Source organism: Leucobacter luti (assembly GCF_004217175.1).
Lineage (GTDB): Bacteria > Actinomycetota > Actinomycetes > Actinomycetales > Microbacteriaceae > Leucobacter > Leucobacter luti.
In genome coordinates this window covers 177,925-203,888 of the sequence record NZ_SHKI01000005.1, presented here as the reverse complement: position 1 = coordinate 203,888, position 25,964 = coordinate 177,925, and the positions used below count along the sequence as shown (strand labels likewise).

The 25,964-nt window shown below is 66.8% G+C and carries 21 protein-coding genes, 1 tRNA gene and 1 pseudogene; 10 read left to right on the top strand and 13 right to left on the bottom strand.

Features of this window, described 5'->3' with window-relative positions:
* Positions 1 to 243: 243 nt before the first annotated feature.
* Positions 244 to 759, bottom strand: a pseudogene (locus EV139_RS10055) (IS3 family transposase); the annotation flags it as partial.
* Positions 760 to 831: 72 nt separating this feature from the next.
* Here EV139_RS10055 and EV139_RS10050 point away from each other — a divergent pair.
* Positions 832 to 2,003 (top strand): IS3 family transposase gene (locus EV139_RS10050; RefSeq protein ID WP_130454202.1). Its coding sequence is split into 2 segments (ribosomal slippage): positions 832 to 1,108 and positions 1,108 to 2,003, totalling 1,173 coding nucleotides; the frame shifts between segments, so codons are not numbered across the junction.
* Positions 2,004 to 2,024: 21 nt separating this feature from the next.
* Here the strand turns inward: EV139_RS10050 and EV139_RS10045 are convergent.
* Complete coding sequence (locus tag EV139_RS10045) at positions 2,025 to 2,228, bottom strand: hypothetical protein (protein WP_198677531.1); 204 nt, start codon at positions 2,226 to 2,228, stop codon at positions 2,025 to 2,027.
* Positions 2,229 to 2,484: 256 nt separating this feature from the next.
* Here EV139_RS10045 and EV139_RS10040 point away from each other — a divergent pair, with 256 nt between their 5' ends.
* On the top strand, positions 2,485 to 3,021 hold the full coding sequence (locus EV139_RS10040) for an antirestriction protein ArdA (RefSeq protein WP_130454201.1): 537 nt from the start codon (positions 2,485 to 2,487) through the stop codon (positions 3,019 to 3,021).
* A gap of 118 nt (positions 3,022 to 3,139) precedes the next feature.
* A complete protein-coding gene (locus EV139_RS10035; protein ID WP_198677530.1) occupies positions 3,140 to 4,252 on the top strand; it encodes an AAA family ATPase in 1,113 nt (370 codons plus the stop codon).
* 129 nt (positions 4,253 to 4,381) lie between these two features.
* On the opposite strand, the gene EV139_RS10030 is transcribed toward EV139_RS10035, so the two are convergent.
* Complete coding sequence (locus EV139_RS10030) at positions 4,382 to 4,639, bottom strand: helix-turn-helix domain-containing protein (protein ID WP_130454199.1); 258 nt, start codon at positions 4,637 to 4,639, stop codon at positions 4,382 to 4,384.
* A gap of 121 nt (positions 4,640 to 4,760) precedes the next feature.
* Here EV139_RS10030 and EV139_RS10025 point away from each other — a divergent pair, with 121 nt between their 5' ends.
* The 3 genes from EV139_RS10025 to EV139_RS10015 are packed head-to-tail and all read left to right on the top strand — an operon-like array spanning position 4,761 to position 6,648.
* Positions 4,761 to 5,618: a hypothetical protein gene (locus tag EV139_RS10025; protein WP_130454198.1), complete on the top strand. Its 858-nt coding sequence runs from the start codon at positions 4,761 to 4,763 to the stop codon at positions 5,616 to 5,618.
* Complete coding sequence (locus EV139_RS10020; protein ID WP_130454197.1) at positions 5,618 to 5,917, top strand: hypothetical protein; 300 nt, start codon at positions 5,618 to 5,620, stop codon at positions 5,915 to 5,917. Before EV139_RS10025 ends, EV139_RS10020 begins: the two co-directional genes overlap by 1 nt.
* A complete protein-coding gene (locus tag EV139_RS10015; protein WP_130454196.1) occupies positions 5,914 to 6,648 on the top strand; it encodes a hypothetical protein in 735 nt (244 codons plus the stop codon). Before EV139_RS10020 ends, EV139_RS10015 begins: the two co-directional genes overlap by 4 nt.
* 1,082 nt (positions 6,649 to 7,730) lie before the next feature.
* On the opposite strand, the gene EV139_RS10010 is transcribed toward EV139_RS10015, so the two are convergent.
* From EV139_RS10010 to EV139_RS09990, 5 genes are all read right to left on the bottom strand, one after another.
* Positions 7,731 to 9,218 carry a hypothetical protein gene (locus tag EV139_RS10010; RefSeq protein ID WP_130454195.1) on the bottom strand — a complete coding sequence of 496 codons (1,488 nt, stop codon included), beginning with the start codon at positions 9,216 to 9,218 and terminating at the stop codon, positions 7,731 to 7,733.
* A gap of 396 nt (positions 9,219 to 9,614) precedes the next feature.
* On the bottom strand, positions 9,615 to 9,965 hold the full coding sequence (locus EV139_RS10005; protein WP_130454194.1) for a hypothetical protein: 351 nt from the start codon (positions 9,963 to 9,965) through the stop codon (positions 9,615 to 9,617).
* A 142-nt stretch (positions 9,966 to 10,107) separates the two neighbouring features.
* Entirely contained in the window at positions 10,108 to 11,634 is a 1,527-nt protein-coding gene (locus tag EV139_RS10000) for a DNA primase family protein (protein WP_130454193.1), read from the bottom strand.
* 4 nt (positions 11,635 to 11,638) lie between these two features.
* A complete protein-coding gene (locus EV139_RS09995; RefSeq protein ID WP_130454192.1) occupies positions 11,639 to 11,941 on the bottom strand; it encodes a helix-turn-helix domain-containing protein in 303 nt (100 codons plus the stop codon).
* A gap of 209 nt (positions 11,942 to 12,150) precedes the next feature.
* Entirely contained in the window at positions 12,151 to 13,461 is a 1,311-nt protein-coding gene (locus tag EV139_RS09990; RefSeq protein WP_130454191.1) for a site-specific integrase, read from the bottom strand.
* A 475-nt stretch (positions 13,462 to 13,936) separates the two neighbouring features.
* Here EV139_RS09990 and EV139_RS09985 point away from each other — a divergent pair.
* A tRNA-Met gene (locus EV139_RS09985) sits at positions 13,937 to 14,010 on the top strand.
* A gap of 112 nt (positions 14,011 to 14,122) precedes the next feature.
* Here EV139_RS09985 and EV139_RS09980 read toward each other — a convergent pair.
* Positions 14,123 to 14,860 (bottom strand): SDR family NAD(P)-dependent oxidoreductase, encoded by a 738-nt coding sequence (locus tag EV139_RS09980; RefSeq protein ID WP_198677529.1) that lies wholly within the window; start codon positions 14,858 to 14,860, stop codon positions 14,123 to 14,125.
* 250 nt (positions 14,861 to 15,110) lie between these two features.
* On the opposite strand from EV139_RS09980, the gene EV139_RS09975 reads away from it, so the two are divergent.
* Positions 15,111 to 16,238: an AAA family ATPase gene (locus EV139_RS09975; protein WP_130454190.1), complete on the top strand. Its 1,128-nt coding sequence runs from the start codon at positions 15,111 to 15,113 to the stop codon at positions 16,236 to 16,238.
* Positions 16,239 to 16,379: 141 nt separating this feature from the next.
* Here EV139_RS09975 and EV139_RS09970 read toward each other — a convergent pair whose 3' ends face one another.
* On the bottom strand, positions 16,380 to 19,412 hold the full coding sequence (locus tag EV139_RS09970) for a UPF0182 family membrane protein (RefSeq protein ID WP_130454189.1): 3,033 nt from the start codon (positions 19,410 to 19,412) through the stop codon (positions 16,380 to 16,382).
* 95 nt (positions 19,413 to 19,507) lie between these two features.
* A complete protein-coding gene (locus EV139_RS09965; RefSeq protein WP_241989018.1) occupies positions 19,508 to 20,644 on the bottom strand; it encodes a YlbL family protein in 1,137 nt (378 codons plus the stop codon).
* A 127-nt stretch (positions 20,645 to 20,771) separates the two neighbouring features.
* On the opposite strand from EV139_RS09965, the gene EV139_RS09960 reads away from it, so the two are divergent.
* Both EV139_RS09960 and EV139_RS09955 read left to right on the top strand, forming a co-directional pair.
* Positions 20,772 to 22,166, top strand: a complete 1,395-nt coding sequence (locus tag EV139_RS09960) for a zinc-dependent metalloprotease (protein ID WP_130454188.1) — start codon at positions 20,772 to 20,774, stop codon at positions 22,164 to 22,166.
* Between the two features lie 126 nt (positions 22,167 to 22,292).
* Positions 22,293 to 23,207 carry a hypothetical protein gene (locus EV139_RS09955; RefSeq protein WP_130454187.1) on the top strand — a complete coding sequence of 305 codons (915 nt, stop codon included), beginning with the start codon at positions 22,293 to 22,295 and terminating at the stop codon, positions 23,205 to 23,207.
* Between the two features lie 11 nt (positions 23,208 to 23,218).
* Here the strand turns inward: EV139_RS09955 and EV139_RS09950 are convergent, their stop codons facing one another.
* On the bottom strand, positions 23,219 to 24,937 hold the full coding sequence (locus EV139_RS09950) for an ATP-dependent helicase (protein ID WP_130454186.1): 1,719 nt from the start codon (positions 24,935 to 24,937) through the stop codon (positions 23,219 to 23,221).
* The gene (gene nudC / locus EV139_RS09945) at positions 24,927 to 25,940 is read right to left on the bottom strand and encodes an NAD(+) diphosphatase (protein WP_130454185.1); all 1,014 of its coding nucleotides are present in this window, start codon (positions 25,938 to 25,940) and stop codon (positions 24,927 to 24,929) included. The genes EV139_RS09950 and nudC overlap by 11 nt, the downstream gene beginning before the upstream one ends.
* Positions 25,941 to 25,964 lie beyond the last annotated feature (24 nt).

Sequence of the window (25,964 nt, the reverse complement as noted above, 5' to 3'; positions counted from 1 at the left end):
GTTATCGTGGGTTTCACGCTGTCACCGGCGAGGGGACAGGACTGTCACGGGGACGCTGTTTGAGAGTAGGCTCCAGGCTCCTATTAGGTCACGCCTCGTCCGGTGGCAGCGCTTCATGCGCTGCCCGGGCGGAGGGTCGACAGATCAACGCAAAGGCACCCTGCGGGCCATTCGTAACAAGAGTCAGACCGCTCCGACCGGGACTCCCCAATCCTTGCGAGATCGGGTGCAAACAGACTGACAGTCGTAGCTGTCGCCGACCGTTCCGACGGACGCGACGGCGTCGGCTTCGGCGAGGCGCTCGGTGTAGCGAATGGCTCGATACTGCACTCCGGCATCGCTGTGATGGATCAGCCCGGCGATGTCCTGCCCTGCTCTGCGGCGCTCCCAGAGGCCCATGTCGAGCGCGTCGACGGCGAGATCGGTGCGCAGCGACGTGGACACCTGCCAGCCGACGATACGGCGAGAGAACACGTCGAGGACGAACGCGGCGTAGGTCCACCCGGCGTGGGTACGGATGTAGGTCAGGTCCGCAACCCAGAGCTGGTTCGGTGCCGTCGCGGTGAACGCGCGCTTCACGAGGTCGGCGGGCCGGTCGGTCTCCGCGCCGTCCCCGAAGGTGGTCTTGCGGGTCTTGTCGCGCCGGATGCCCTGGATGCCCGCGGCGCGCATCAGCCGCTCGACGGTGCAGCGGGCGACCTCGACGCCCTCCCGGTTCAGGGCAGCGTGGATCTTCCGGGCGCCGTAGACACCGAGGTTGGGTCTGCTGAGGGTTTGGTTGAGTCCAAGACTGCTTCGCTCATGAGGGTCGGAGCTGGAAGGATGATGACCATGCCAATGAAGTACAGCGAGGAGTTCAAGCGTGACGCTGTCGCGCTCGTGGAGTCCGGCATCGCACAGAAAACCGTGTGCCGTGATCTTAGTATCTCGAAATCAGCACTCGGTGCGTGGGTACAAGACGCCAGGTTCAAAACGTATGGGATGACCCCCTCGAAGGACCCTGAGGAGCAGCGCGAAATGCGAGCTGCTCTGAAACGTATTCGTGAACTCGAGATGGAAAACGAAGTGCTCCGGCGTGCGGCAGCGTATCTCTCGCAGGCGCATATCACGCCCCCAAAATGATTTACCCGCTCGTCCGTGAGATGGCTGCGCCAGGTGCCCGTGTCAGGGTGCCGGTCGCGGTGGCGTGCCGGGTACTGGAGTTCAGTGAGCAGGCCTACTACCGATGGCTCACATCTCCGCAGTCTGCCCGTGAGGCCGAGGAGGAGCAGTTGATCGGGGTGCTGCGTGAGCTGCACGAAGAGGATCCCGAGGGTGGCTACCGTGTGCTTGCTGATGATCTCCATGATCTCGGCTACGACATCAGCGAGCGGCGCGTGTGGCGGCTGTGCAAGGTCGCGGGTATTCAGTCGGCCATCACCAAGCGTAAGCGCCGTTACCAGCGAGCTGGAGAGCCGGTGGGTGATGATCTCGTGGAGCGCGACTTCACCGCAGATGCACTTGACGAGAAGTGGCTCACGGATATCACCGAGCATTGGACAGGAGAGGGCAAGCTCTACTTGTGCGCGATCAAGGACGTGTGCTCGAACCGGATCGTGGGGTACGCGATCGATAAGCGGATGAAGGCATCGCTTGCGGTTCGGGCGCTGGGAAACGCGCTGCAGCAGCGTGGCTATCCGGCGGGCGTGATCGTTCACAGCGACAGGGGCAGTCAATTTCGTAGCCGGAAGTTCCAGCAGGCTTTGAAGCGGCACCAGTTGAAGGGTTCGATGGGAAGAGTGGGCGCGTGTGGTGATAACGCTGCCATGGAGTCGTTCTTCTCGCTGTTACAGAAGAACGTGCTTGACCGGCAGTCGTGGCGCACCCGGCAAGAGTTGCGCCTCGCGATCGTGGCCTGGATCGAGGGGAAGTATCACCGGAAACGACGTCAGCGCAGGCTCGGGAAGCTGACACGGGTCGAGTTCGAGGCCATAATGATGGATGTCGTCGCTTTGGCGGCATAAACCCCGGACTCAACCAAAGCATCAGCAGACCCGAGGGAGCACGCGGACCTTGTTGCCCTTGCGGATGCGGTGGCCCGCCAGCTCGACTGCCTCGGGCGCATGGCGCTCGAAGTTCAGACCGAACGGCAGCCGCTTCTGAAGCGGACGGATCTCGTCATCGAGATCCTTCGCAAGCTGCGGATCGAGCTGTTCCAGCGTGCGCAGCAGGTCCGACAAGCGCGACATCGGCACCCCTTTCTGGCAAGACTAAAGAGTCCGTCATTGCGCGTGCGCAACACGAACTCTTTCCGATTCTAGTGATTCGTGTGTAGGAGCGCGAAGAGAATTCCGTTCCGGGCATGTCAGTCTCGCCCGGCAGCCGCCGGGCCGGGATCTCCTCCGGGAGCAGCGCACGGCGGCGTAACCGCGTCATTTCAATAGAGCCTGACTGCCTGCCGTCGGCGCTGCCCCGCATCACTGCCCGGAGGAGGAGGACGCTCCAATGACCACCATGACTACTACCGACACCACACCCCGAGTCTGGATCGGATGCCTTGCCTGCTACAACGCAGGCCGACTCGTCGGCGACTGGCACGACGCCATAGGCGCTGCCGACGTCACCACAGCCGACGTCCACGGCCGCCCGAGCTCGCACGACGAGCTCTGGTGCTTCGACATCGAGAACATCCCCGTGCGCCGCGAGATGAGCCCTAGCGAGGCCGCGGAGTGGGGGCGCGTGTTCGACGAGATCGACGAGCACCAGCGAGCTGCGCTTTACGCGTGGGTCGCGAGCGGAGACTACGTCGCCGAGGGCACCGGCGACCTGCCCAGCACCTCTGACTTCGAGGACCGCTACTGCGGCCACTGGGAGTCATTCGACGACTACGCGAGCAGCTACGCGGATGACACGGGGTTGCTGACCGGCATCCCCGAGGAGATCCAGCGCCACTTCGACTGGAAGTCCTGGACTGCCGAGCTGGCCTATGACTACACCACGTGCGACGCCGACAGCGGCGTCTACGTGTTCCGCAGCTACTGAGAAAAGAGCCCACTATGAACCAGGAGATCGACGACGAGCTGCGAGCAATCCTCGCGAGAAACCTCGAACGCTGCGGGCCGATCCAGGCGCACGCCGACACCGACGGAAAGGAACCAGAATGAGCGTGCACAGCAACGCCCGCGCGCACGCCGCCGACTTCAGGTGGCACCAGGGCCGCGACGACATCACCGAGCACACCGCACGAACGCTCGACCTCGAAGCGCTCTACGACGCTACCGGCGAAATGCTTGCCGAGCATCTCAGAGCCGCACGCGATGACGAGCCGGTAGAGCCAGACGAGAGCGAGGTCGCGCTACCCAGCATCGACGACATCACGGTGTGGAAGCCACCGCCTCGGCCGCTCGACCTCACGTTATCGCTCAGATCAGCCGTAATCGGGCAGGACCGCGCCGTGGGTGCTGTCGCCGAGCGCGTCGCGATGTCACTCTCCGGGCTGAAGCTCAAGCCAGAGCGACCGCACGGGGTGATTATGCTGAACGGCCCGAGCGGCACCGGGAAGACCACCCTGGCACACCAGCTCGCCACCGCCGCGTACGGCGACGCAGAAGCCATCATCCGGCTCAACATGTCCGAGTACGCCGACGCAGCAGACGCACGCATGAAGCTCATCGGAGCATCACGCATCTGGAAGAACTCGACCCGTGAAGGGCTGCTCACCACCCGTGTCGCCGAGAAGCCGCGCAGCGTCGTGCTGCTCGACGAGTTCGAGAAAGCGCACCCCGACCTGTGGCAGCTGTTCTTGCAGGTGTTCGACGATGGGCGCCTTACCGACGGCTGGGGAACCGAGGCGAGCTTCGCGGAGACGATCATCGTGATGACCACGAACCTTGGAGCCACTGCCGAGTCGCGCACGCCCGAGGACGTGTTCCCCGGGGAACTGCTCGGCAGGCTCGACGTGAACGTCGCGTTCGACCAGCTCTCGCCTGAGACGGCGAGGCAGATCGCTGAGAAGGCCGTCAGCGAGGCCGTGACGCGTGTCACGCAGCAGGGCTGGTACGTCGAGGTCGGTGAGGATGTCGCCCAGTGGCTCGCCGGTCGGCACCGCGACACTCGTCTCGGCGTACGCGGGCTGCACCGCGAGATCGAGCGGCTGCTTCTCGCACCGCTCATCGCGTTCGACGATCACAGGGTGCGAGTACAGGTTCGCTCAGATGGTGCAGCGCTCACGTTCGAGCCGCTGCGGGGGCATGACGACCCCCTCGAACCGTAGCCGCACGTACGCGCAGGAGATCACTTCTCCCGGGAGCACACCCGCTCTCGGGGGACATCTTCCATGGGAGTCAGCTCGACCAGAAGGCTTCATCGCCGCCGCAGGCGTGCTCGGTGCCCTACAGCAGCACTACAGGTCAGCTTTCGCGAGAAGCTCCGACATGCTCATGCCGAGCGCGTCGGCGATTCCCGCGAGGGTCTCCATGCGAGGGTTCGAGGCTCCCGCTGTAGCGATGGGGCCGGAGCCCCTGCCGCGCTCAAGCAGACTCATCTGGTTCTTGGTGAGGCCGGACGCGTGCGCGAGGTCCTCCTGCGACATCCCGCGATCGTTGCGCAGCTCGCGCAGCGTCTTGCCCAGACGCCTCGCGTCACTACTCCTCCAACCCATACCTCAATGGTGTTGAGAGGGACAACAATAGTACACCCACTAACGTAGTACCACTATAATATGAGTCTGCTCGTAGGCCAGGCGAAATTGCGGGTCTGAACACAGCGAAAGAGGCCATTAGATGACCAAGAAGACGATCAAGACCACGACCGCACTGCTGGCGGCCGGGGCGATGCTCCTGCTCGCGGGATGCTCCTCCGATGCCCCACCCGCTGGCGACGGCGCGCCCACGGAATCCGCGGAGCAAGGCGTATTCGAGTTCCAGACCCCGCGCTACGGCTCCGACAGCGGCGAGGTGCTGATCCGCCTGCCCGAGGGCCTGCTCGACGTGGTCACCGATCGTGAGATGCTCTCGACCGAGGCTGTGCTGACGCCTCGCGAACTGGGCGGTGCGAAATACTGCGCGATCGACGTCGAGCCCCGGTATCTTGACGGCTCGCAGGACGTGCTCAAGGCACCGTCCGAGAGCGCAGGCGACCATGCCGCGGAGGCATCCGAGCGATACGAGTCGCTGGAGACCTGGGAGCCTGTCGAGCCCGAGGTGGTCGCGCTGTTCATGGACGGCACCATCGGCACTGTGGAAAAGGCCCAGCAGTACATCGCAGGCGGGGGTCAGTACGCCGACTGGGTCCAGGGAGTGCTGGACGAGGTCGGTGTCGGGTACTACTCCGACGCGCCCGCGTGGGGCCTCCTCCGAGACGCGGAGACGATCTCTGAGCTCGACGACGCTGATCCCGTAGCGGGCACTTATTACTCGGACGACCTGAGCGTCATCACGCTCGTCGCCAACTGCGCCGCATCGCCCGCAGACGACGGGGACATGGAGTTCAGCTTCCCCGCGAAGGTGAAGGAAGACGGCCAGATAGCTTGGCTCGGAACCGTCGAGCTGTCCGTCATGAAGTCCGGCACGATCACTGTGACCGAGGCCCGGGTCGCAGGCTTCGTCCGCGACACCGACGGCAACTGGATCGCCGACTGATGGTTGCGAAGCAGCCCTACGTTCCCCGCCGCCCAGGCACCACCGCCGGCCAGCAGCCCGCATCTCCAACGCAGGCACAGCGCCCCGGCCCGCGCGCCACGGTCGAGTACCGGCAGATGACGGCCCCCGCGGCCGACGGGAAGTTTGAGTGGCTCCTCAACGCCCACGCGGCCGAGGGCCGGGAGGTTCAGTCGATCAACCTGTTCGAGGGCACCAACCTGGTGACGTTCGTGCGGAGGCTTGCGGTGCGCAAGAGGGTCACCACCACGGAGACCACCCGTCACGAGGACATCCGTTGACCGTCTCCGCACCGCGCCGCAGCCGCAAGAGGCTCGTCGCCCTGATCGCCACAGGCGTGCTCGTCGTCGGCGCGGGCATCACCGGCACAGTCTTCGCCGTTGCTTCCCACAACGCCGAGACCGAGCGCCTCTGCGCGGAGGCCCTCGACGGGGCCGCTGCCGCCCGCGAGGCGCTCGCAGCGTCCACGGAGGCGGGCGAGGACGCCCTGACCGCCGTCGAGAGCACTGCGCTCGCTGACGGCGGCACGAGCGCGCCGTACGCCGGGCGCGAGGGCGCGACCGATCTCGTAGCCGACGTGGCGCACAAGCTCGACGGGGCCGAGGGCACAGAACTCTCGGATTCCTGTGAGACGCGCGACGATGCCGAGGAGATCCAGTCGTCGATAGCGCCCGCCACCCGGGCTGCAGCCGATCTCGACGACGCCGTGGAAGCGCTGCTCGCCGACTTCGAGCAGCACAAGGTGGACGAGACCGCGCGCATCGCGGCCGAGAAGAGCGCAGCCGAGGAAGCTGCTGCTCAGGCCGAGGCAGAGCGTCTCGCCGCCGAGGAGGCCGAGCGCCAGGCCGCTGAGCAGGACTCCTGGAGCGGCTACGACCCCGGGTACTCCGGCGGCGGAGGAAGCAGCAGTGGGGACACAGGCGGCAGCAGCAATAACGGCGGCGGCACGATCATCGCCCCGCACCAGGGCGGCGGAGGATGCCCGCCGAACCAGCCCGTCTGCTATGGCTGAGCAGCACCCCAAGCAACAAGACCCTGCAGCCTCGCGCTGCGGGGTCTTCGCTTTACGCAGCGCGCGCACGCAGAAGAACACCCACCCACGGGAGCTTGCGCTCTCGGGGGGACCTCCTTTTAGGGAGAGAGCTCAGGCAAGAAGGGCTGCATGACTGAGTGATACAAGTGTCATTGTGCTGAGTGTGCTCACTTGTTCCATAGCTTTCTGTAGAGACTATCTGTCATTTCTCACGCGTGTAAAAAGATAGGTATAAGTCAGCACAGTCAGCACACTTCCGCATGATTACGCGGTTTTTGCCTCTCAACGCATGCGCCCGTTGGCCCGAGCAGCCTCCCCAAAGAGGGGTCTCCCGAACCACTACCTAAAGAAGAAGTATTACTACTTACTACGAGCGCCGCGCCGAAGGCGTGCTCGATGCCCTGCGGGTGTCGCACCAGTCACCGTCACGAGAGGTCACGCGACGTGAATAATCCGCGCTCCGGCAGTATGTATTTACTCACTGTTCGTGGGCATGTCCGAAGCGGAACGGAGGACGTGCCCGAAGCGGAGCGGCGGGCGCGCCTATGCGAGCCCCGAGATCTCCTCGGTCGAATCACGAGATTTCGACCGAGAAACGACCGAAGTTGACACGAGGCAAAAGACGTCACCGAGAGTGACACGAGTTTCGACGGAGCCACGACCGGCGACAGACCGAGGTTTCACCGGGGCTGAAAGCGCCCACGGAAAAGTAACCGATGTTTCACCGAGCTACGACGGAGCTTCAACCGGCAACAGCCCGAGTTTCGACCGAGGCAAAACGGCGTCCGAAACGCGACCGAGAGTGACACGAGTTTCGACCTGCTACTGACTGAGCTTCGACTGAGAAGTGACCGAGCTTTACCAATAATCGCTAAAACCGAGGTTGGCACGAGGTTTTCAGGCTCTCAGAAGTGGCACGAGTTTCAACTGAGGCTTCGCTCCTGACCGATTCATCTTCCACAACGCCCGCCAGGATGCCCCCTCGCCGTCACGGCTGCGGGGGCATCCTGCGTGCTGTCAGGGCTGCCGCCGTGCTGCGCACCGTTGCCCTCTGCTGCGGGTCATTCGTTGTACGGGATTCCGGTGCGGGAGCCGGTTTGCTGCTGGGTGCCTCCGTCGATGAGAGCAGCTCGCGCGGCGTCCTTCTGGTCGCGGTCGCGCTTTGCTGCGGCTGCGTGACGGTTCTCGGCCTGCGGCGCGGGTACGGGCGTCGGCGGCGTGAGCGCGGCGTCGAGGCTCTCGCGGAGCGGCTGGCGCTTCACCTCGTCGTCGATCTTGTCGAGAGCCTTGTTGCCGAGGTCGCCAACCTGCTGCGCGAAATCAGCGGCCCACTTGATGCGTGCCGATGCGATGCGCTCGCGGAGCCCGGCCACGTAGTGCGCTTCTGCCAGTTCTTCATCAGCGGCCGCGCGGGCGGCCAGGATGTCCGCGTCAGCGTCGCTGCGATGCCAGCTGAGCGCCTCGGCATCGTCGATAGCGACCTCGCGCAGCTCGGCACGGTCTGCGGCGTTCTGGGCGGCGTCTGCGGCGTTTCTCGCCTTGGTGCGGGCGACCAGCGCCAGGTCGTCGCTCACCTCTTTTCGCGCGGCGATGACATCCTCACGAATGGAGGCGACAATTGCCCTGTCGCGATCCAGCTCCCGGCGATCGCGAGCGTTGCGGGCCTCGCCTCGCGTGGCTGCGTTGCGCAGCGATGCCGCCTCTGCCTTCTCGTCCTGCACCTCCTCGTAGACCTCCTTCGGCAGCTCACGGCCGTGGTGCTCGCCGGGCTCTGACTCGACCGGGTAGCCCTCGGCGATCATCCGCTCGCGCAACTGGGCCTGGTACTCGCGGATGCGCTCGCCCTTGCCGTACATCTTGCCGTTCGCCTTCCGCACCTCGGCATGACTGGTGTAGGCGCGCGAGGCCTCCGTCCGCAGCGCGCCTGGCACCTTCGGGTCGGGCGCGAACGGGTCGGCCATGACCTGGATATGCGGCGTGCTCTCGTCGAAGTTCGTCGCCCACCCGTGGATGGAGTCCATGCCGCCGGGGCTGACCTTCAGACCGAGGAACGCGACCGCCGTGACGAAGTACCGCATCGCCTCGTCGTGGTCGCGTGCGACCCAGCGCGAGCGGCTCATCGGCTCGCCGGTCTCGGGGTCGAGCCGCTCGGAGCCGTCGGGGTTGTAGCGCGGGTAGTAGTCCTTGATCTCGACGCACATCGTCTTCGGCAGATGCACGACGAAGAGATCGACGGTGCGCGACCCTGCGGCGATCTTCCGGTGCACGCGCTTCTCGCGAGCATCGCCGTAGTCGAGCACCTGCTTGATGCTTGTCGCGACCTCGAACCCGCTGTTGCCGTCGTTCACGTACGCAGTGTTCAGGTGCGCGTCGGCGGGCGCGATGCTGCCGTTCTTGTGCGCCTGACGCGCGACCTCCTTCGGGTCGAGATGCCGCATCGACTCCTTCAGCAGCTTGCGCCGCTCACCACGCGTTCCCACCCTCGTCCCGGTGTGCCTCGGCGCGTCCTTGTGCTTGTGGAAAGCGGCGTGTCCCTTGACCTCGCTCATCGTCGTTCCTCCTCTTCTCTAGGCGCTCCATCAGCGCCACTCGTAACCACTCGTGTCGCCGCTGTCGCTGCGTCGTCACATCGTCCGGGGCCCCTCGCTGCGCTACCCCGAACGCTGCGCCGCCGCGATGACGATTCCCGCCTCGTGCTGCCCTCTCCCATCGCCCCGTACAGGGGTCGCTGTGAGCCTCTGGGCATCCCGAGACGGAAATCGTCATAGCCCCGTATGACGATTGCTGCGCAATCGTCCGGGGCCCTGCGGGGCACCTCGGCCCTGGCGGGCCTCGACGCGCAACTGCGACGACGCCCCACTGGGGCCTCGTCTGCGGCGCGCGTGGCGCGTCGAGCACCGGACAGCCCGCTCGCTGATCCGGTGCCCTCCGACATGGTCACGACGCTACGCATCGCGACCGCCGTACGCCTCATGCTGAGCGCCCGAAGTGTCCGGCGATTCCGGGCGGTCAGCGTCGTCACCCTGCGCGGAAGTGTCCGGCGATTCTGCCGACACCTTGCTCGCGAGATGCGCCCGCACCTCGTCGGTGTCGAGCGCTGCATGGAGGCGCTCCACGGCCTCGGTGGTGTCCGCGCCAACGGACTCCGTAAGCCAGACGCCGAGCGCCTGACGAGCGGACAGCAACGCCTGCTTGGCAGCCGCAGCCTCCGCCCGCTTCGCGGACCTGATCTCACGGTCGAGCTTGCGGCGCTGTGCCTCCATGTCGGCGATCTTCTTCGCCGTGATCGTTGCCACGATGTGGCTCCTCTCTGTCGATGTACTAGCCGCCTCACAGGGCAGCTCGGGTCTGAATCTTGTTCACGCTCTGGTGCGCGTACCTGGAGCAGTGCTGCGGGCGCGCGGCCGAGGGTTGCCCCGACCGCGCGGCCCGCTGTTGCTACGGCTTACTGACGGCGACGAGCCCGTGCGCGGTCCCGTGGCGGGACTTCACACCGGGATACCCCAGACGCTCCAACGACTGGCTGAACTTGGTCTTGCCGAGGATGTGAGCCGGGTGAATGTTCTCGCCCTGCGCCCACTCGGTGTAGGCACTGTGCAGCCCCGTAGTAACGAACGAAGTAGCAAGAGGGGCAGGGTTGCAGCACTCATCGATGAAGCGGCGCACGTCGTCCTGGCTCTCGGCGTACTCCTGCGTGGCGACCTGCACCGCGGCCGGCGTCACCAGGCCATTCGCCTGGTAGTCAGTCCACCCTCGCGCCGCCCACGCCAGCACGGCGTCAGCATGAGCCTTGAGCTTCTCAGGCAGGAGGACGTCCTGCTGCGCGTCCGGGATGACCACGCTGAACGGCACCACGCGCACGCGGGCCCAGACGGCGGCGTCGTTGGCAGGGAGCTTCGGCAGGAAGTTCGTCACCATGAACGCCGTGAACGCGGGATCGAACTCGAACGGCTTGGCCCAGAGATCGCGGGCAGACAGCTTGTCGCCGCCCGTGAGGCGCTTGGTGAGCGCCGCGTCGAGCCGGGCCTTCTCGTCGAGCTCCGAAGAGACCAGGAAGCGTGCCCCGCGCAGCTTCGCGATCGCGGGCGAAGCGCTGTTCGCGTTGCGGCCGTGCGTGGCCTCGAAGAGCCCGTCGTCGGCCACCGTCGCGTAGTCGCCCAGCGCGTGCATGACGGCGTTGTAGAACACGCCCTTGCCGTTGCGGCCCGTACCGATCAGGATCAGCAGAACATGCAGCAGCACCGCGCCCCACAGCGAGAGGCCCACGGCCTGCTGGAGGTAACGGAGCACCTCGGCGTCAGGCAGCACGGTCGCGAGGAACTCGTCCCACAGAACGGACTGCGCCGGGGCCTGCGGGTCGTAGTCGCCGACGGTGACCTTGGTGAGCATGTCGTGCGGATCGTGAGGATGCCGCATGCCGGTATTCAGATCGAGGGTCCCGCTCGGCATGTTGAGCAGGTGCGGCTTGGCGTCGAAGTCGCTCACCTGTGCGGCGATGCCCGAAAGCCTCCCCGCGATCTTCAGGATCGAGTCGAGACCGCTGCTCGTCTGCGCGTTCGCAGCCATACCGGTCTTCGCTTCTGCAGCCTTCCTCTCGTCCGACTTATCCAACGCAGCGGCAGCCTCAGCCACACCCTCCGCCTTGAGCGCCCGGAGCGTATCCAGGAGCAGACGGGTGACCACGGCCTCGTTCTCGTCCGCCTTGTACCGCGTGCCGTCGAAGACGAACCACTTGAGACCGGCCGTGTACTTCACCCGGTGCCCATGATCGGCCGCGAAATGGTACGCGAGCTTGGCCTGATTGTCGGAGGCGTCAGCCAGCGCGAGATTCAGCTTGCGCTGGATAACATCGACATGCGACAGCTGCGCAGCAGCGTCGAGACTGGTAGACTTGTGCGTAGCGTCAGCAGCTACTTCGACGGCCTCGGTGTTACCAGTACCGGGGCTGTTCTCGTTCTGGTGCATGGTCTCACGCACCCCCGTTCGAGGCCGCGACCCGCTCTTCGAGCCAGGCGTCGAGATCCTTGACGAGGTAGTAGACGCGCGAGTTCAGACCACCCGCACGGAAGAAGCGAGGGCCACGGCCCTGAGCGCGCATATTCGCGAGCGTGCGGTTGTTCAGACCGACGTACTGAGCAGCGTTCGGCGACGAGAGCGCGCCAGGCGTGAGCTCGATCACAGGCGGGGCCTCGACGACGAGACTCTCAGCCTTCGAGACGCGGCCGGTGCGGGGGTTTGCGGGGGGCTTCTTGGCCTTGCTGATGGCGGCCATAAGGCACACTCCTCTCAAAGAGGAGTGCTCGGGGGTTTACCTCCCCCTAGTACCTTTACCTCCGAAGAGGTGGCCCAGGCTCGTCCTGGTGCCGGTCCGTTATCTGTCGTGCAACCACACTCGTGTTCATTTGTCTTGTAGCTCGGGAGTTCCTTTCGGATCGCCTAAGCTGCTGCGATCCTAGCAAGTGATGCAAGCATCACGCAACTTCAAGCCTGCGCGAGGCGCTGAATCGCCGCCTCGGCAACGGAAAGCGGCATGGCCGTATCTGTGTAGTGCGACCGGTTCACGTCGGCCGTGTGGCCGAACTGCGCTTCGAGCATCACATCCGGCACGGTGCCCTTGAGCAGCGTGTTCAGGGTCGCGCGCCAGATGTGGGAGCGCTCCTTCTCGAACGCGGCGATCTTCAGGTCCTCCGCAAGCTCCAGATAGAGGGACCGGTTCACTGACGTGAGGTTCGACAGGTCCCAGACGGCGCTCTCCGCGTACGGAGAGCCCACCAGCGGGTCAGAGCCTACCCCGGGCTGCGAAAGGCGCTCACGCACGCGCACAGCGATGTCCTCGTTCAGCACGTACGCGACGCGCGGGGTGCCACCCTTGGCGATCTCCTTCACGACGTTGACCCGCAGGCCGTCGGCGTCATCGAGCATCAGGTCCCGCCACACCTGCCGCGCCTCATTGACGCGCAACCCGGTGGCGGCCTGCAGCAGGGTCAGGTCAATAGCGTTGCGGCGCTGAGCGATCCGGTCAGCCAAAGTCCAGCGACCGCGCTTCGGCTTCTCAACACCCTCGGCAGGGTCGATCGCCAGCAGATGCTCCACCACGCGTCGGTAGTCCGCCTCTGAGAGAGCCACGCCGCCCGTGCGCCCGTCGTGCGGGCGCGCATTGGCCTTCAGATCGAGCCTCTCGCCACGGATAGGGTTCCCCTGGATCAGGTTCCGGCGCTTCAGTGCTTTCATCACATAGCCGCTCAGCACCGTGCGCGACTGGCGGGCAATCTCCGCGCCGTGCAGCTCGGCGATCTCCAGTAGGCAGTCCTCCAGGACGTCGTACTTCACCGCAGCAGCGATCGTGCGACGACCGAGCGCCCGCGCATGTCCATGCCGTTCGCAGTCGCCGATCAGCAGCCGCAGCGCGCCGCGGTACTGATCCTTCGTGCGAGCAGCCACGCCAGCCTTGTCAATGTCGGCCGTCACCACTTCCCGAGCAAACTCCCCGAGGGAGGAGCTCGGCTTCCAATCGGCCTTCTTCCCACCAGAGCGCAGCATCTCTTCTGCCGTGGACTTGGCTTTGGCCTTCACCTCGGCGTTCGACGAGCCCTTCGGCATCTGCGTGCGCCTCGCCACGGGCTCCGCGTCGCCGTGGAGGCGGATGCGCCAATCGAGGAGCTTCTTGTCGCCGACGACGCGCACGTTCGCGCGGTCGATGCTGTGCTCACCCTCGGCGAGGCGGCTCTTCGCCGCGGGGGCCTTCTTCGCCGACTTCGCGGGCATCTTCACTACTGCGGTTGCTGTGCTCATGCCTTCTAGCGTAGTCGGAAACTACGCTAAACACTACGCTAAAGAATCCGTGATACTGCGGGTGGACTGAATGATACTGCGGGACACTTTACGTAGATAACGCCTGGTCAGAGTTATATTTTTCAACAGTCGCCGCAAGGTGTCAAATATGAACATTTACTACCCCGGAGGTCGTAGGTTCAAATCCTGCCCCCGCAACGAGATAGGCCCTCGATCTGGATGAATTTCCTGATCGAGGGCCTCGCACTTTTCTCGGCCGCGTGAGTGCGCCGCCTGCTTCCCCGCTTGGACGCGCGATGGCCGGCACGCCGACACCGCAGCACGACCCCGGCCGATCGGGCGGCGGGCGGGCTCGTTCCGCCGCGTCCCGCTCCGCGTAGCGCACGAGCTGTGGACGAGCCTCGCCCCCGCAACACGCCACCGTTTCGGCGATTTGGCGCCACCAGACCCCCGCCCGGTAGGCTAATGATCGTGCCGCGGGGTGGAGCAGTTCGGTAGCTCGCCGGGCTCATAACCCGGAGGTCGTAGGTTCAAATCCTGCCCCCGCAACGAATGACAGCCCCTGATGAGGTGAAAACCAGATCAGGGGCTGTTTGCATTCCTGGATGAGTCCAAACTCGCCCGTTTCCGGCACCCTGCCGCTGCTGGGGCGGAGGGCGAGTCAAATCCCAGTGGTCAAGTAGCCCCCATCAACCGGGAGCACTACGCCGGTAATGAATGACGCCGCGTCTGACGCAAGGAAAGCGATGGCCTTGCCAATTTCTTCGGGATCTCCGAACCGATTGAGCGGAGTCCTAGAGAGTAAGCGATCCACGACTGCCTGGTCTTCGATGGTGGCAAGCAGTGGAGTGTTGATCCAGCCCGGGGCAACCGCGTTTACGCGGATTCCGTCTGGAGCCCACGCTTCGGCAAGAGACTTTGTGATCTGGACAACAGCTCCCTTCGCTGCGGAATAGGCCACGCGACGCCCCCCGCCGAAGAATGAGTACATCGAGGCGATGTTGATCACAGAGCCCTGAGACGCGGCCAGGAGAGGGTGCGCAAGATCAGTGATTCGGTAGACGGCGTTGAGCTGAATGGAGAGAACCGTATTGAACGCTTCCCATTCGATCTCGCGATCACCCAAACTGATGCCCGCAGCAGGGACCAGAATATCGAGTCGGTCGAGATCAGCAATGACTGCTTTCAGCGCCTTGTCGTCAGTGACGTCTACCTCACGAAGGTCCAGCTCGACCCCGTCGCTGACAGCGGTTCTGTCGGCGCCCAAGCCAATCGCTACGACGTGAGCACCGTGACGCGCGAGATACTCTGCCGTCGCTTGACCGATTCCAGACGTGCCTCCAGTAACAAGGGCAGTTTTTCCAGCGAAAAGGTCCGAGACAAAGGTTGACATGTTCATTACCCTTCTTTCCATACAAGCACCCAATTCGGGCGGGTCCGGGGCCGTCCACCATACCCTCTGCGTATGATCTGAACCTGATCGCGGGCCCCTGGCTCGGACAGCGCCCGGGTGCACTACGGCCTGGGAAATCCGCAAGCTCGCCCCGAGGGAGGAACCCGTCCGGATGCCCCAGGCGCTCGCGGACCACGAGCCCGGATCGCACTCAGCCCGCGGCGCCACGCGCGCGGGCCCCGGCTACAGTTGAGACATGATCCGCACCCTCGCAATCGAGAACTATCGCTCGCTGCGGGAGGTCACGCTCGAACTCGACCAGCTCTCTGTGGTGACGGGCCCAAACGGGAGCGGCAAGTCCAACGTGTATCGCGCCCTCCGCCTGCTCGCCGAGATCGTCCGCGAGGGCGCGCTCAGCTCGCTCGTCGCCGAGGGCGGCCTGCGCAGCGCACTTCACGCGGGGTCACGGCCGTCGAGCCAGCCCGTTGCCCTCCGGCTCGGAGTTGCCACGGACGAGCTCTCGTACGCGATCGACCTGGGACTCCCCCAGCTGCCGGCATTCAGCGTGCCCGGTGTTGAGCGGCTGCTTGACCCCGAGGTGAAGAACGAGACCGTGTGGCACGGAGAGACCCTGCGACCGTCCGCGGTCCTCGCGGAGCGCCGCTCCCTCGCGGTGCGGCTTCGCGACGACTCGGGCAAGCTCACACTCAGCGATTGGCGCGTGCGCGAGAGCGAATCGATGCTCGCCACGCTCGCGACGCCGAGCGAGACGCCGGAGTTGTTTGCGCTCAGGGAGGCCGCGCGCAGGTGGCGGTTCTACGACCACCTGCGCACGGATCCGGAAGCGCCCGCGCGTCGTCCGGGGCCGGTGAGCTTCACGCCGGTGCTCGACGCTTCGGGGGCGAATCTGCCGGGCGCGCTCGCGACGGTGCTCGGTGTGGGCGACGCTGATCGCCTGCAGGACGCAGTCGGGGCCGCCTTCGATGGCGCGAGGGCGGCGCTCGAGGGCGACGACTCCGGCATCGGGCGCGTCTGCCTCGAACAGCCGGGGCTGGCCCGCCGTGTGAGCGCGGCCGAGCTGTCAGACGGGACGCTCAGGTTCTTGCTGCTCGCCACCGCGCTCCTCACCCCGCGGCCGCCGGAGCTACTCGTACTCAACGAACCAGAGGGCAGCCTCCACCCGAGCCTGCTCCCCGGGCTTGCGGAGCTGATCCGCAACGCCGCGCGGTTCTCCCAGATTATCGTGGTCACGCACGCCGAACCGCTCGTGCGAGCCCTCTCGAACGAGGCACGCATGATTCAACTCGAGAAGCCGGGCGGCGAGACCCATGTTGCGGGCCAGCTCAGGTTCGAGGGCCCCAACTGGCGTTGGCCGAAGCGGTAACGGGAGCCACAGCAGCAGCAGCAGCAGCAGCAGCAGCAAGCGCCACCCCGGTCGTCCGCGCGCGCACCCCAACAACGCAGCGGGCCCGGGAGACAATCCGTAGATCGTCACCCGGGCCCGCTGCTGCGAAGCCGCGCCGAGCTAGCTGCCCTGGAGCGCGTTCTCGAGCGCCTGGCGCAGCCGCTCGTCGGCCTCGCCGTAGGCGGTCCAGTCGCCGTCCTTCATCGCCTTGTCGCGATCCTGGATTGCCTGCTGCATCTCCTTGAGGACCGGATCCAGCGGGTCGGAGGACCCACTGCTTGAGCCGTTCCCCGTCTCGGCGTCGTCGGCGGGCGTGTCGTCGCCCGGCACGACCGGAGTTGCACCGTCGCCGGCGTTCGCCCCGGAGTTTCCGCCGAACAGCTCGTCGAGCGCGGCGTCGAGCGTGTCCTCGAACGCGATGTCATCGCCGAACGAGACCAGCACCTTCTGCAGGATCGGGAAGCTCGTGCCCGAGGTCGCCTGCACGTACACCGGCTGCACGTACAGCAGGCCGCCGCCGACCGGGAGCGTCAGCAGGTTACCGCTGATCACCTTACTCTCGCCCTGCCGGAGGATGTTCAGCAGGTTCGAGACCTTCGAGTCGGTGGTGAAGCTGTTCTGCACCTGGCCCGGGCCGGGGATCGAGTTGCCCTTCGGCAGCGTCAGCAGCTTCAGCGTGCCGTAGTCCTCGGAGATCGTACCGTCCTTCGACCCGGCGTTCGAGTTCGCGGCGAGGTACCCGGTGAGGATGTCGCGCTGGCCCTCCCCGCTGGCGTCAGGAATGTACGTGGAGTAGATCGAGTAGTTCGGATCAGCGTTCGCACCCGCCGCAAGCGTCAGGTAGTACGGCGGCTGAGCGAACTTCACGGCGTCCGCCGTCGCACTCGATACCGGGTCGTTCGGCGTGCGCCAGCGGTCCTCCGCCGAGTAGAACGCGTCCGGATCGGTCACGTGGTACTCGCCGAGCACTGCGCGCTGCACCTTGAACAGGTCAGACGGGTAGCGAACGTGGCTCAGCAGGCCACCGCTCATCTCAGAAACATCCTTGAGTGTGCCCGGGAAAATCTTGCCCCAGGACTTGAGCAGCGGGTCCTCGGAGTCCCAGGCGTAGAGCGAGATCGAGCCGTCGTACGCGTCGACGGTCGCCTTCACCGAGTTGCGAATGTAGTTCACGTTCTTCGGCAGTGGGTCGCGCGTCTTGTTCGACGAGTCAACGGTCAGCGCGTTCATGTCGGTGACTTCGGAGTACGGGTAGTTCGCCGAGGTGGTGTACCCGTCAACGATCCACACGAGGCGGCCGTCGACCACCGATGCATACGGCGACGCGTCGATGGTGAGGTACGGCGCCACCTTCTGCACGCGCTGCACCGGGTTGCGATCGTAGAGAATCTGCGACCCGTCCACAACGGCGCCCGAGAGCAGCACCTCCATGTCCTGGAACTTCAGCGCGTAGATCAGCTTCGTGAAGATGTTGCTGAGCACCGGCCCGCCGTCGCCCGTGAACGTCGTCATGTTCTGACGCCCGGACTCAACCTCTTCGTCGGCCGCGGCGTCATCCGTCGCAGCCTCGTCGGTCGCAGCCTCGTCCGTAGTGGCTTCCTCCGTCGTCGCTTCTTCAGCGCTCGGGTCAGCGGGCGCCGGATCGTCGGCGGTCGCCTCGGCGGTGCTTTCGGCGTCCGCCGGGAAGTCAAGCTCGATCGGCTTGCTTCGCTCGCCGCCAACGATCGAGTACTCGGGCGAGCTCATGCCGAAGTAGACGCGCGGCTCAAACTCACCGAGCTTGCCGCTCGTGGGGATTCCGTTTTCGAGGAAGACCGGCTCGCCGCCGGGCGACCGCTGGTTGCCGTACGCCGCGACCATGCCGTACCCGTGCGTGTACACGAGCGTGCGGTTGAACCAGCCGGTCTGATCAGTGATGTTGATATCGCGCACCGCGGTCACGGCGTCTTCGACCTGGCCATCAATTTCGTACCGGTCGACGCTCAGCGACTTCGGGAACTGGTAGTACTGGCGAATCTGCTCGAGCTGCGAGAACGTGGGCGAGACGACCTCGGGGTCGATGATGCGGATGTTCGCGGTCGCTGCCGCGTCGTCGCGGAGCGCGCCCGGCTCGGCGTCGGTGACCGCGTCGTAGCGCTCAACGTCGACGTCGTCGATGCCGTACGCCACACGCGTGGCATCGATGTTGCGCTGGATGTACTCGGACTCGAGGCTCTTCTCATCCGGGCGCACCTGGAACTGCTGCACCGCCCAGGGGTATCCGATACCGAGCACGATGCTCGACACGAGGAAGAGCGCGGTGCCCACCACGGGGAGCCGCCACTTGCCGGTGAACGCGGTCACCAGGAAGAGGATCGCCACGATAATCGCGATTCCGGCGAGGATCTGCTTGCCCGGGATCACTGCGTGCACGTCCTGGAACATCGCACCGGTGCGCAGCCCCGAGCTGCCGGTGAGGGAGCTGTACTGGTCCAGCCAGAGGCTCACCGCCTGGAGCAGCAAGTAGAGAGTTGCGAGCACGGCGGCCTGGATGCGGGTCGACTTCGAGACGCGCACGTCGCGCCCCGCAAACGCGATCCCGCCGTAGAGGTAGCTCGTCGCTACCCCCGCGATGAGCGAGATCAGCGTGACCGCGGACGCAAAGCCCACAATCCCCTGCAGCATCGGCAGGTCGAACAGGAAGAAGGAGATGTCGAACCCGAACTGCGCGTCGGTCTCGCCCGTGGGCGAGCTGTTCAGCCAGAGGAGCGCGCTCTGCCACTGCGCGGCGGTGCTCACGCCAGCGAACAGGCCGATCACCGCGGGCAGGCCCCACTTGACGAGGCGCCGGAGCGGCTCAAAGAGCTCCTGGTATCGGTCGAGCTGAGCGGTGAGCCGCGCGTAGACCGGTCGCTTACGGTAGGCGACGTCGATCGCGAAGAACAGCGGCACCGCCATTCCGAGGAAACCGATCACGAACATCACCGCCGCGGCGATCCACTGGGTCGTGAGTACGGGGAGATAACCGGTCTGCCGGTACCACAACACTTCAGCCGTCACCGCGGCGACCGCGAGGAAGCCGATGATGAGGATCACCACCAGGATGATGGTGGCTGCGAGCGGGGAGATACGGCGCTGACGGGCGGCCTGAGCATCTACGTTCTGGTCGGTCACGTCTAACACTTTCCTGTCCTTGGTGCACCGATGGGTGCCGGGCGGGTTCCGCGAGACAGCCTATCGTTTCGCGCTGACAATCCTCCGGGGCCCGGTCAGCCCGCGGCAGTTGCGGCCGCGTCGCAGACCTCGACGCCGGGTACCGTGTCACCGGCCACGGTCGCTTCGATCGCTGCGAGCGCCTCGTCGAGTGTGGCAACCGGCGCGATCTGCAGGTCCGACGGCACCCTCGCGGGCACGTCCCCACAGTTCGCTACGGGCATGAGAAAGAGATCGCTGTCGGCCCGCGCGGCCGCCCAGATTTTCTGTTCGAGGCCACCGATCGGACCAACTTCCCCGGTGTCGGTCACCGTGCCGGTGCCGCTGACAGCGATCCCGTCGAGCATTGCGCCCGGGGTCAGCTGGTCAACGATCCCGAGCGCGAAGATCATCCCTGCGCTCGGCCCGCCGATGTCGGAGAGCGAGATGTCCACGTCGACCGGGAAGTCATACTGCGTGGCGATCACGGCACCGATCAGGGGGTCGGTACCGCCCTCGGGGACCTCCGGTCGGATCGTCACCTCCGTCTCGACGCCGTCCCGGCTGACGGTGAGGAGGAGATCCTGCTCCGCTCCCGAGTCGACAATGGCGGCCCGCAGCGCCGCGAAGTTGGCGATCTGAGCACCGTCGACGCGCAGCAGGGTGTCGCCCTCGCGCAGCACCCCCGCGGCGGGACCGTCCTCGGACACCGCCGCGATCACCAGCGAGACCGGCACGTCTTGACCGAGGGCGGTAAACGCCGCTGCCGTGGCCTGAGCCTGCGAGGACTGCATCTGCACGGTTCCCTGGGCCTCACGGTCTTTCAGCGTGACGCCATCGGGGTAGAAGTCCGTGCGGGGCGCGATTCGTTGACTCGGGTCGAACAGGGCTGGCACGAGTGACAGCCAGCTCGTCGGGTGCTCGGGGCTGCCCACGAGCGACACCGTGAGCAGGTTGAGCGCCCCGCTCGTCGGGAAGGTTTCGGCGTCCGGGATCGAGATCACGGGCATGGTCTCGCCCTCGATATTCACATCGCCGAGGGTGTTCACGACCGGCCCCGGGCGCTCAATCGTGTAGGGCGAGGGGGTCACCGCCGCGAGCATGAGGAGAAACGCGACGCCCGCGACGACCATCGCGACCCGGGAGCGACGCTTTGCCCGGCCGACATCGTTGAAGTTCCCAGACCCGCTGAAGTCGCCCACATCGCTCGCCACCGGTCAGCCACCCATCCTCTGTTCGCACTCGGCGCAATGGAATTCGCCGAGCGCCCGTCAATCTAGCAGGCAGAACTGATGGTCGTGCCGTAGCGTTAATTAACCACGAACGACCGAGGGAGCAGCGATGAGCGCGAACGAGCACGACAGCTCCGACGACCAGGGCCGAAACGACTTCGAAGATCTGCAGCGGATCCTGTCCGAGATGCTGTCCGGCGAGGGCGGCGGTGCCGCATTCGATCCGGCCGAGTTCGCGAAGGTCGCCGGGATCCCTGTCGACCCGAAGACCCTCCAAGGACTCTTCAGCACGCTCCAGGGCGCCATGCACAATCCGTCCGCTGAGATCGACTGGTCGGTGACCCGCCGCACGGCACTCGAGGTCGCGAGCGACGGCAGCCCCGCGACCGATCCGGCGCCCGCTCTGCGTGCGTTCCCCGTCGCGACGCTCTGGCTTGACGAGGTCACGGAGCTGGGAGCCACCCCCGACGCGCCGCGCACGCTGAGCCGCATCGAGTGGGTGCAGCAGTCTGTCGATACCTGGGTGGGGCTCGCTGAGCCGGTCGCGGACTCGATCACCGGGGCGCTCATGCACGCACTTCAGACCCAGATGCCCGAGGAACTCAGCGACGCGCTCAAGGGCGCCGCTCCGATGCTCAAGAGTGTCGGAGGCGCGCTCTTCGCCGTGCAGCTGGGCACCATCATTGGCAAGCTCTCCGGCGAGGTCGTCTCTGCCGGCGACATCGGTGTGCCGCTCCTTTCGGGCCCGGGGCGCGAGGGCGGGGCCCTGCTCCCCAGTGGCGTGGCTGCGTTCGCCCAGGGACTCGATCAGGATCCCGAGGCCGTCACCCTCTACCTCGCCGTCCGCGAGCTCGCTCACGCGCGCCTGTTCCGGCACGCGAAGTGGCTGCGGCTGCACCTACTTTCAGCGATCACCGCGTACTCGCGCGGGATCCGGATCGACACCGATCGCATCGAGGAGATCGCGCACGACATCGACCCGTCGCGGCCCGAGCAGATCCAGGAGCTCATCTCGAATGGCGCGCTGATCCCGCCGAAGACCGAGGAGCAGGAGGCCGCGCACGCGCGCCTGGAGACCGTGCTCGCGCTCATTGAGGGCTGGGTCGACGTGGTGACCGCGGACGCCGCAAAGCGGATTCCCGGCGCGGAGGCGATCGCAGAAATGGTGCGGCGCCGCCGCGCAACGGGCGGGCCTGCCGAGCACGCGTTCGCCGCGCTCGCGGGGCTCGAACTGCGGCCCCGGCGCCTGCGCGAAGCCGCGGCGCTGTGGCGGCTCGTCGCCGAGCGCAGTGATGTCGCGACCCGGGACGGCCTCTGGGCGCACCCGGACCTCCTGCCCAGCTCCGAGGAGCTCGATCAGCCCGAGCTCCTGCTTGAACGGCTCGGGCTCGGCGGCAGCACCACCGAGACCGTTGACGACTTCGACGCGGCCCTCGCCCAGTTGCTCGACGGCGAACTCCCCCCGCACGCTGGCGGCGAAGACGGGGACGCCCCCGCGAAGTAGCGGAGCGACGCCGGGCACGCCCCCGGCGTCCTCCACAGGCCTGCGCTGCGGGCGTGTTGCGTGCGTAGCGCGCGAGTTCTGTGGAGAACCACCCGCGATGGTCGCCCAGCGCGCACACTAGCGTGCATGTCCGCATCTCACGGGGGCACCGCCCCGGCCACCACGCCCACGCTCCGCATTCGACCGGAGCTGCCACTGAGCTGGGAGGATCCCGACACCATCAGGATCGGGTTCGACCGTGCCGTCGCACGCGTGGCGCGCCCGTCCGCAGCGCAGCAGCGCCTGCTCGGCCGCCTGCGACTTGGGCTGCCGGCCGGGCAGCTTCACGCGCAGAGCCGGGAGGTCGGGGCGACCCCGCGCGAGGCGCGCGAGCTCCTGGCAGCGATTGCATCGGCACTTCAGCCGGGGCTTGCGCCGGGGTTCGATCTGACGCTGGGCGGAGCGGGTGGCGACGGTGCGGTCGCGGGGCGCCGGCCCGTGCGGGTGGCGCTCAGCTCGGGTGGGCGGCAGGTCCCCGGGTTCGCGCAACTCCTGGCCGACTCCCGCGTCTGTGTGCTCGACCGAGACGCGCCACAGCTCGTCGTGTATGTCGAGCGGTTCCTTGAGCCGCTTGAGCGCGCGCAGGCCTGGCTCATGCTGGATCTCCCCCACCTGCGGGTCAGGTTCACGGATACGCAGCTCAGCGTGGGCCCGCTGGTCGTGCCGCCCGGCGCCCCCTGTCACACGTGCGCCACGCTGCACCTCGTCGACCGCGACCCGGCGCTGCCGGTCATTGCGGCGCAGCTGGTGGGGACCGTGCCAGCGAGCGAGACCCGCCTCGTCGGGATGTGCGCGGCGAGCACGGTGGCCACGATCATCGCCGCCTGGGCGCGCGGTGACCCCGCAGCGCAGCGCACGCGGCTCACGTTCCCGGTGGCGCACGGCCGGATCCGCGGCGGCCCGGTCAGCGAGACAATCGCTGCGCACCCGGAGTGCGCGTGCGGGGAGCTGGCGGCGGCCGAGACGACGCCGCCCGCGCTGCCTCCCGGAGGCACCCCGTGACCGCGTTCACGCTACGCCAGCCCGGACTCCCCGATAAACCTGGAGGGCTGCCGGTGCGCCCGCGCGCCGCCCGCGACCCCCGAGAGCCGCAGCAGATCGCGCGCTCGCGTGAACGCCACGTAGGCGAGACGCCGCTCCTCGTCGATGCTCGCCTCGTCAACGGCGTGCACAATCGGAAACTGCCCTTCACTCAGGCCGGCGACGTGCACCAGGGACCACTCAAGACCCTTCGCCGCGTGGACCGCGCTCAGCGTCACCGCGTCGACCGTGGGTTCATGCTGGGTGCGCTGCCGGGCGAGCAGCTCCTCGCTGAACTCGCGAATGCCAGAACCCGGCGGCATTTCGTCGACGAGGGAGAGCAACGAGCTCAGCGCCTCCCACTTGTCACGCTGCGCCGCACCCTCGGGCGGTCGTGTGGACCAGCCACCGGCGCGGAGGGCGTCACTCACGATCTGAAACAGGGGGCGATCGTGCGCCACCTTCGCCTCGCCGCGGATCAGCATGACCGCCTGCCGCACATCCGCGCGCTCAAAGAAGCGCTGCGCGCCGTGCACGCGCACGCCGACACCGCGCTGGCGCAGCGCCTCCTCAAAGCGCGCCGACTGCGCGTTCGTGCGGTAGAGCACGGCGATGTCCGAGGCCGGCGTCCCCGCCTGGATCGCCGCCGCGATCGAGCTCGCCACGGCCTGAGCCTCGTCCCCCTCGCTCGCAAACCACTCGAATGTTGGGGCCGCGTGCGCCGCCGCTTGGCCGGTCTCCGGCGCGGCGCCCGCCGCGGTCCGGGTGTCGCGCATTGCGGTCAGCGTGAGCGCGCCGGGCCGGTCGCGCATCAGTCGGTTCGCCATGCGCACGATTGGTTCGACCGAGCGGTAGTTGCGCTCAAGCTTCACCTGCCGCGCGTTTGGATGCTCGATGCCGAAGCGCAGCAGGTACGAACTCGAAGCACCGGCAAACGAGTAGATCGTCTGACTCGCGTCGCCCACCACGCAGAGGTCGTCGCGGTCGCCCAGCCACACGTTCAGCAGCGCGTGCTGCAACGGCGAAATATCTTGGTACTCGTCAACGGTGAAGAAACGATACCGCTCCCGCACCTGCAGCGCGACGCGCGGCTCGCTCTCGAGCATGCCGGTGAGCAGCACGAGCACGTCTTCGAAGTCGATCTGGCGACGTTCCTCAAGCAGCGCCGCGTACTTGCCGTGCAGCTCCAGCAACTGCTCGGCGGTGAGCCCCGTGGGGATCGGGCGCTCCGCGATGCGTTCCTCGTAGCGGTCCAGGCTGAGCATCGACGTCTTGCGCCACTCGATCTCCGCCGCGAGGTCGCGCAGCGCTTCACCGCCAAGACGCATCCCGGACGCCTCCACAACCTGCGACAGCGCCGCGACCTTGCCGGAGAGGATCTGCGGGGCCGCCCCGCCCACCACCTCCGGCCAGAAGTGCCCGAGCTGGGCGAGCGCCGCGCCGTGGAACGTCTGGGCGCGCACGCCATCCGCGCCGAGCGCGCGCAACCGGCCCTGCAGTTCGCCCGCGGCCTTCCGGGTGAACGTCACGGCGAGCACGCGGTCGGGCGCGTACACACCGCTTCGTACCCCGTACGCGATCCGGTGGGTGATCGCGCGAGTCTTGCCCGTTCCCGCGCCGGCGAGCACCGAGATCGGCCCGCGCAGGTGCTCTGCGATCTGCCGCTGCTCCGGGTCGAGCCCGTCGAGCACCGACTCGGCGTCAGCGGTCACCGGCGTCGCCCTCCGCCACCCACCGGTCGATCATCCAACGAGCAATTGAGACGGTCGTGGGCAGCACGATCCCGGGCTCCGGGGTGCGCAGCTGTTCGCGCGAGAACCACCGCAGCTCCGAGATCTCCTCCGGGTCCGGGTGCAGTGCCGCAGGATCCGAACCGGCGGCGAGCCGCGCGCGGAACCCGAGCATGAGCGAGCGCGGGAACGGCCAGGGCTGCGACGTCACGTATTCGATGTCGTCGAGGCGCACTCCAGCCTCCTCAAACACCTCGCGCGCGACGGTCTGCTCAAGCGCCTCGCCCGCCTCGACGAAACCGGCGAGCAGCGAGAACCGGCCGGCCTCCCAGAGCGCGTTCGAGCCGAGCAGGATTCGATCCTCGTGCTCGATCAGCACGATCACGGCCGGGTCGGTGCGCGGGAACAGCTCGCCCCCGCGCGCGTCGCGCCGACCCCAGCCGCCGAGCACTACCTCGGTCGCCTCGCCGTCCCGCGGCGAGTAGACGGCTGCCTCGTGCCAGCGCAGCAGCGCCGAGGCCACGGCCACGAGCTCGCGCTCGGTGTCTTCAAGCTGCGCAGCCACCTCGAACGGGTGAACCCAGCGCTCAGGAGCCGCCGCGGGTGCGGCGGCCTCGGCCGGTGCCTGGGGCTCCGTCGCTGCGGCCGGATCGGCGGTTGCGGTCTCGGCCGGTGCGGCTTCGGCAGGCACTGCGTCGGCCTGTGCCTCCTCGGCCGCGGCGAACACGGCGCGGCCCTCGGCGCGGCCCAGGTAGACGTGTCCGGCGGGCGCGGTCGCGGTGGGCGCCGGAAGCTCCCCCGCGGCGGGCTGAAGCGAGAGCCGCGGCGGGCCGTCGGCGACGCTGATCGGGATCTCGACTCCGCGCATTCGCAGTACCCGGGTTGCCGGTTCCCGCCACGCCGCACGCAGCAGCTCCGGCGTGGCCCGGGTCGCAGCGTCACGGTCGAGTGCGCCGCTCGCGAGCGGCGGCCGATCCTCGATCATTCGTTCTCCTCTAATAAATGTCTG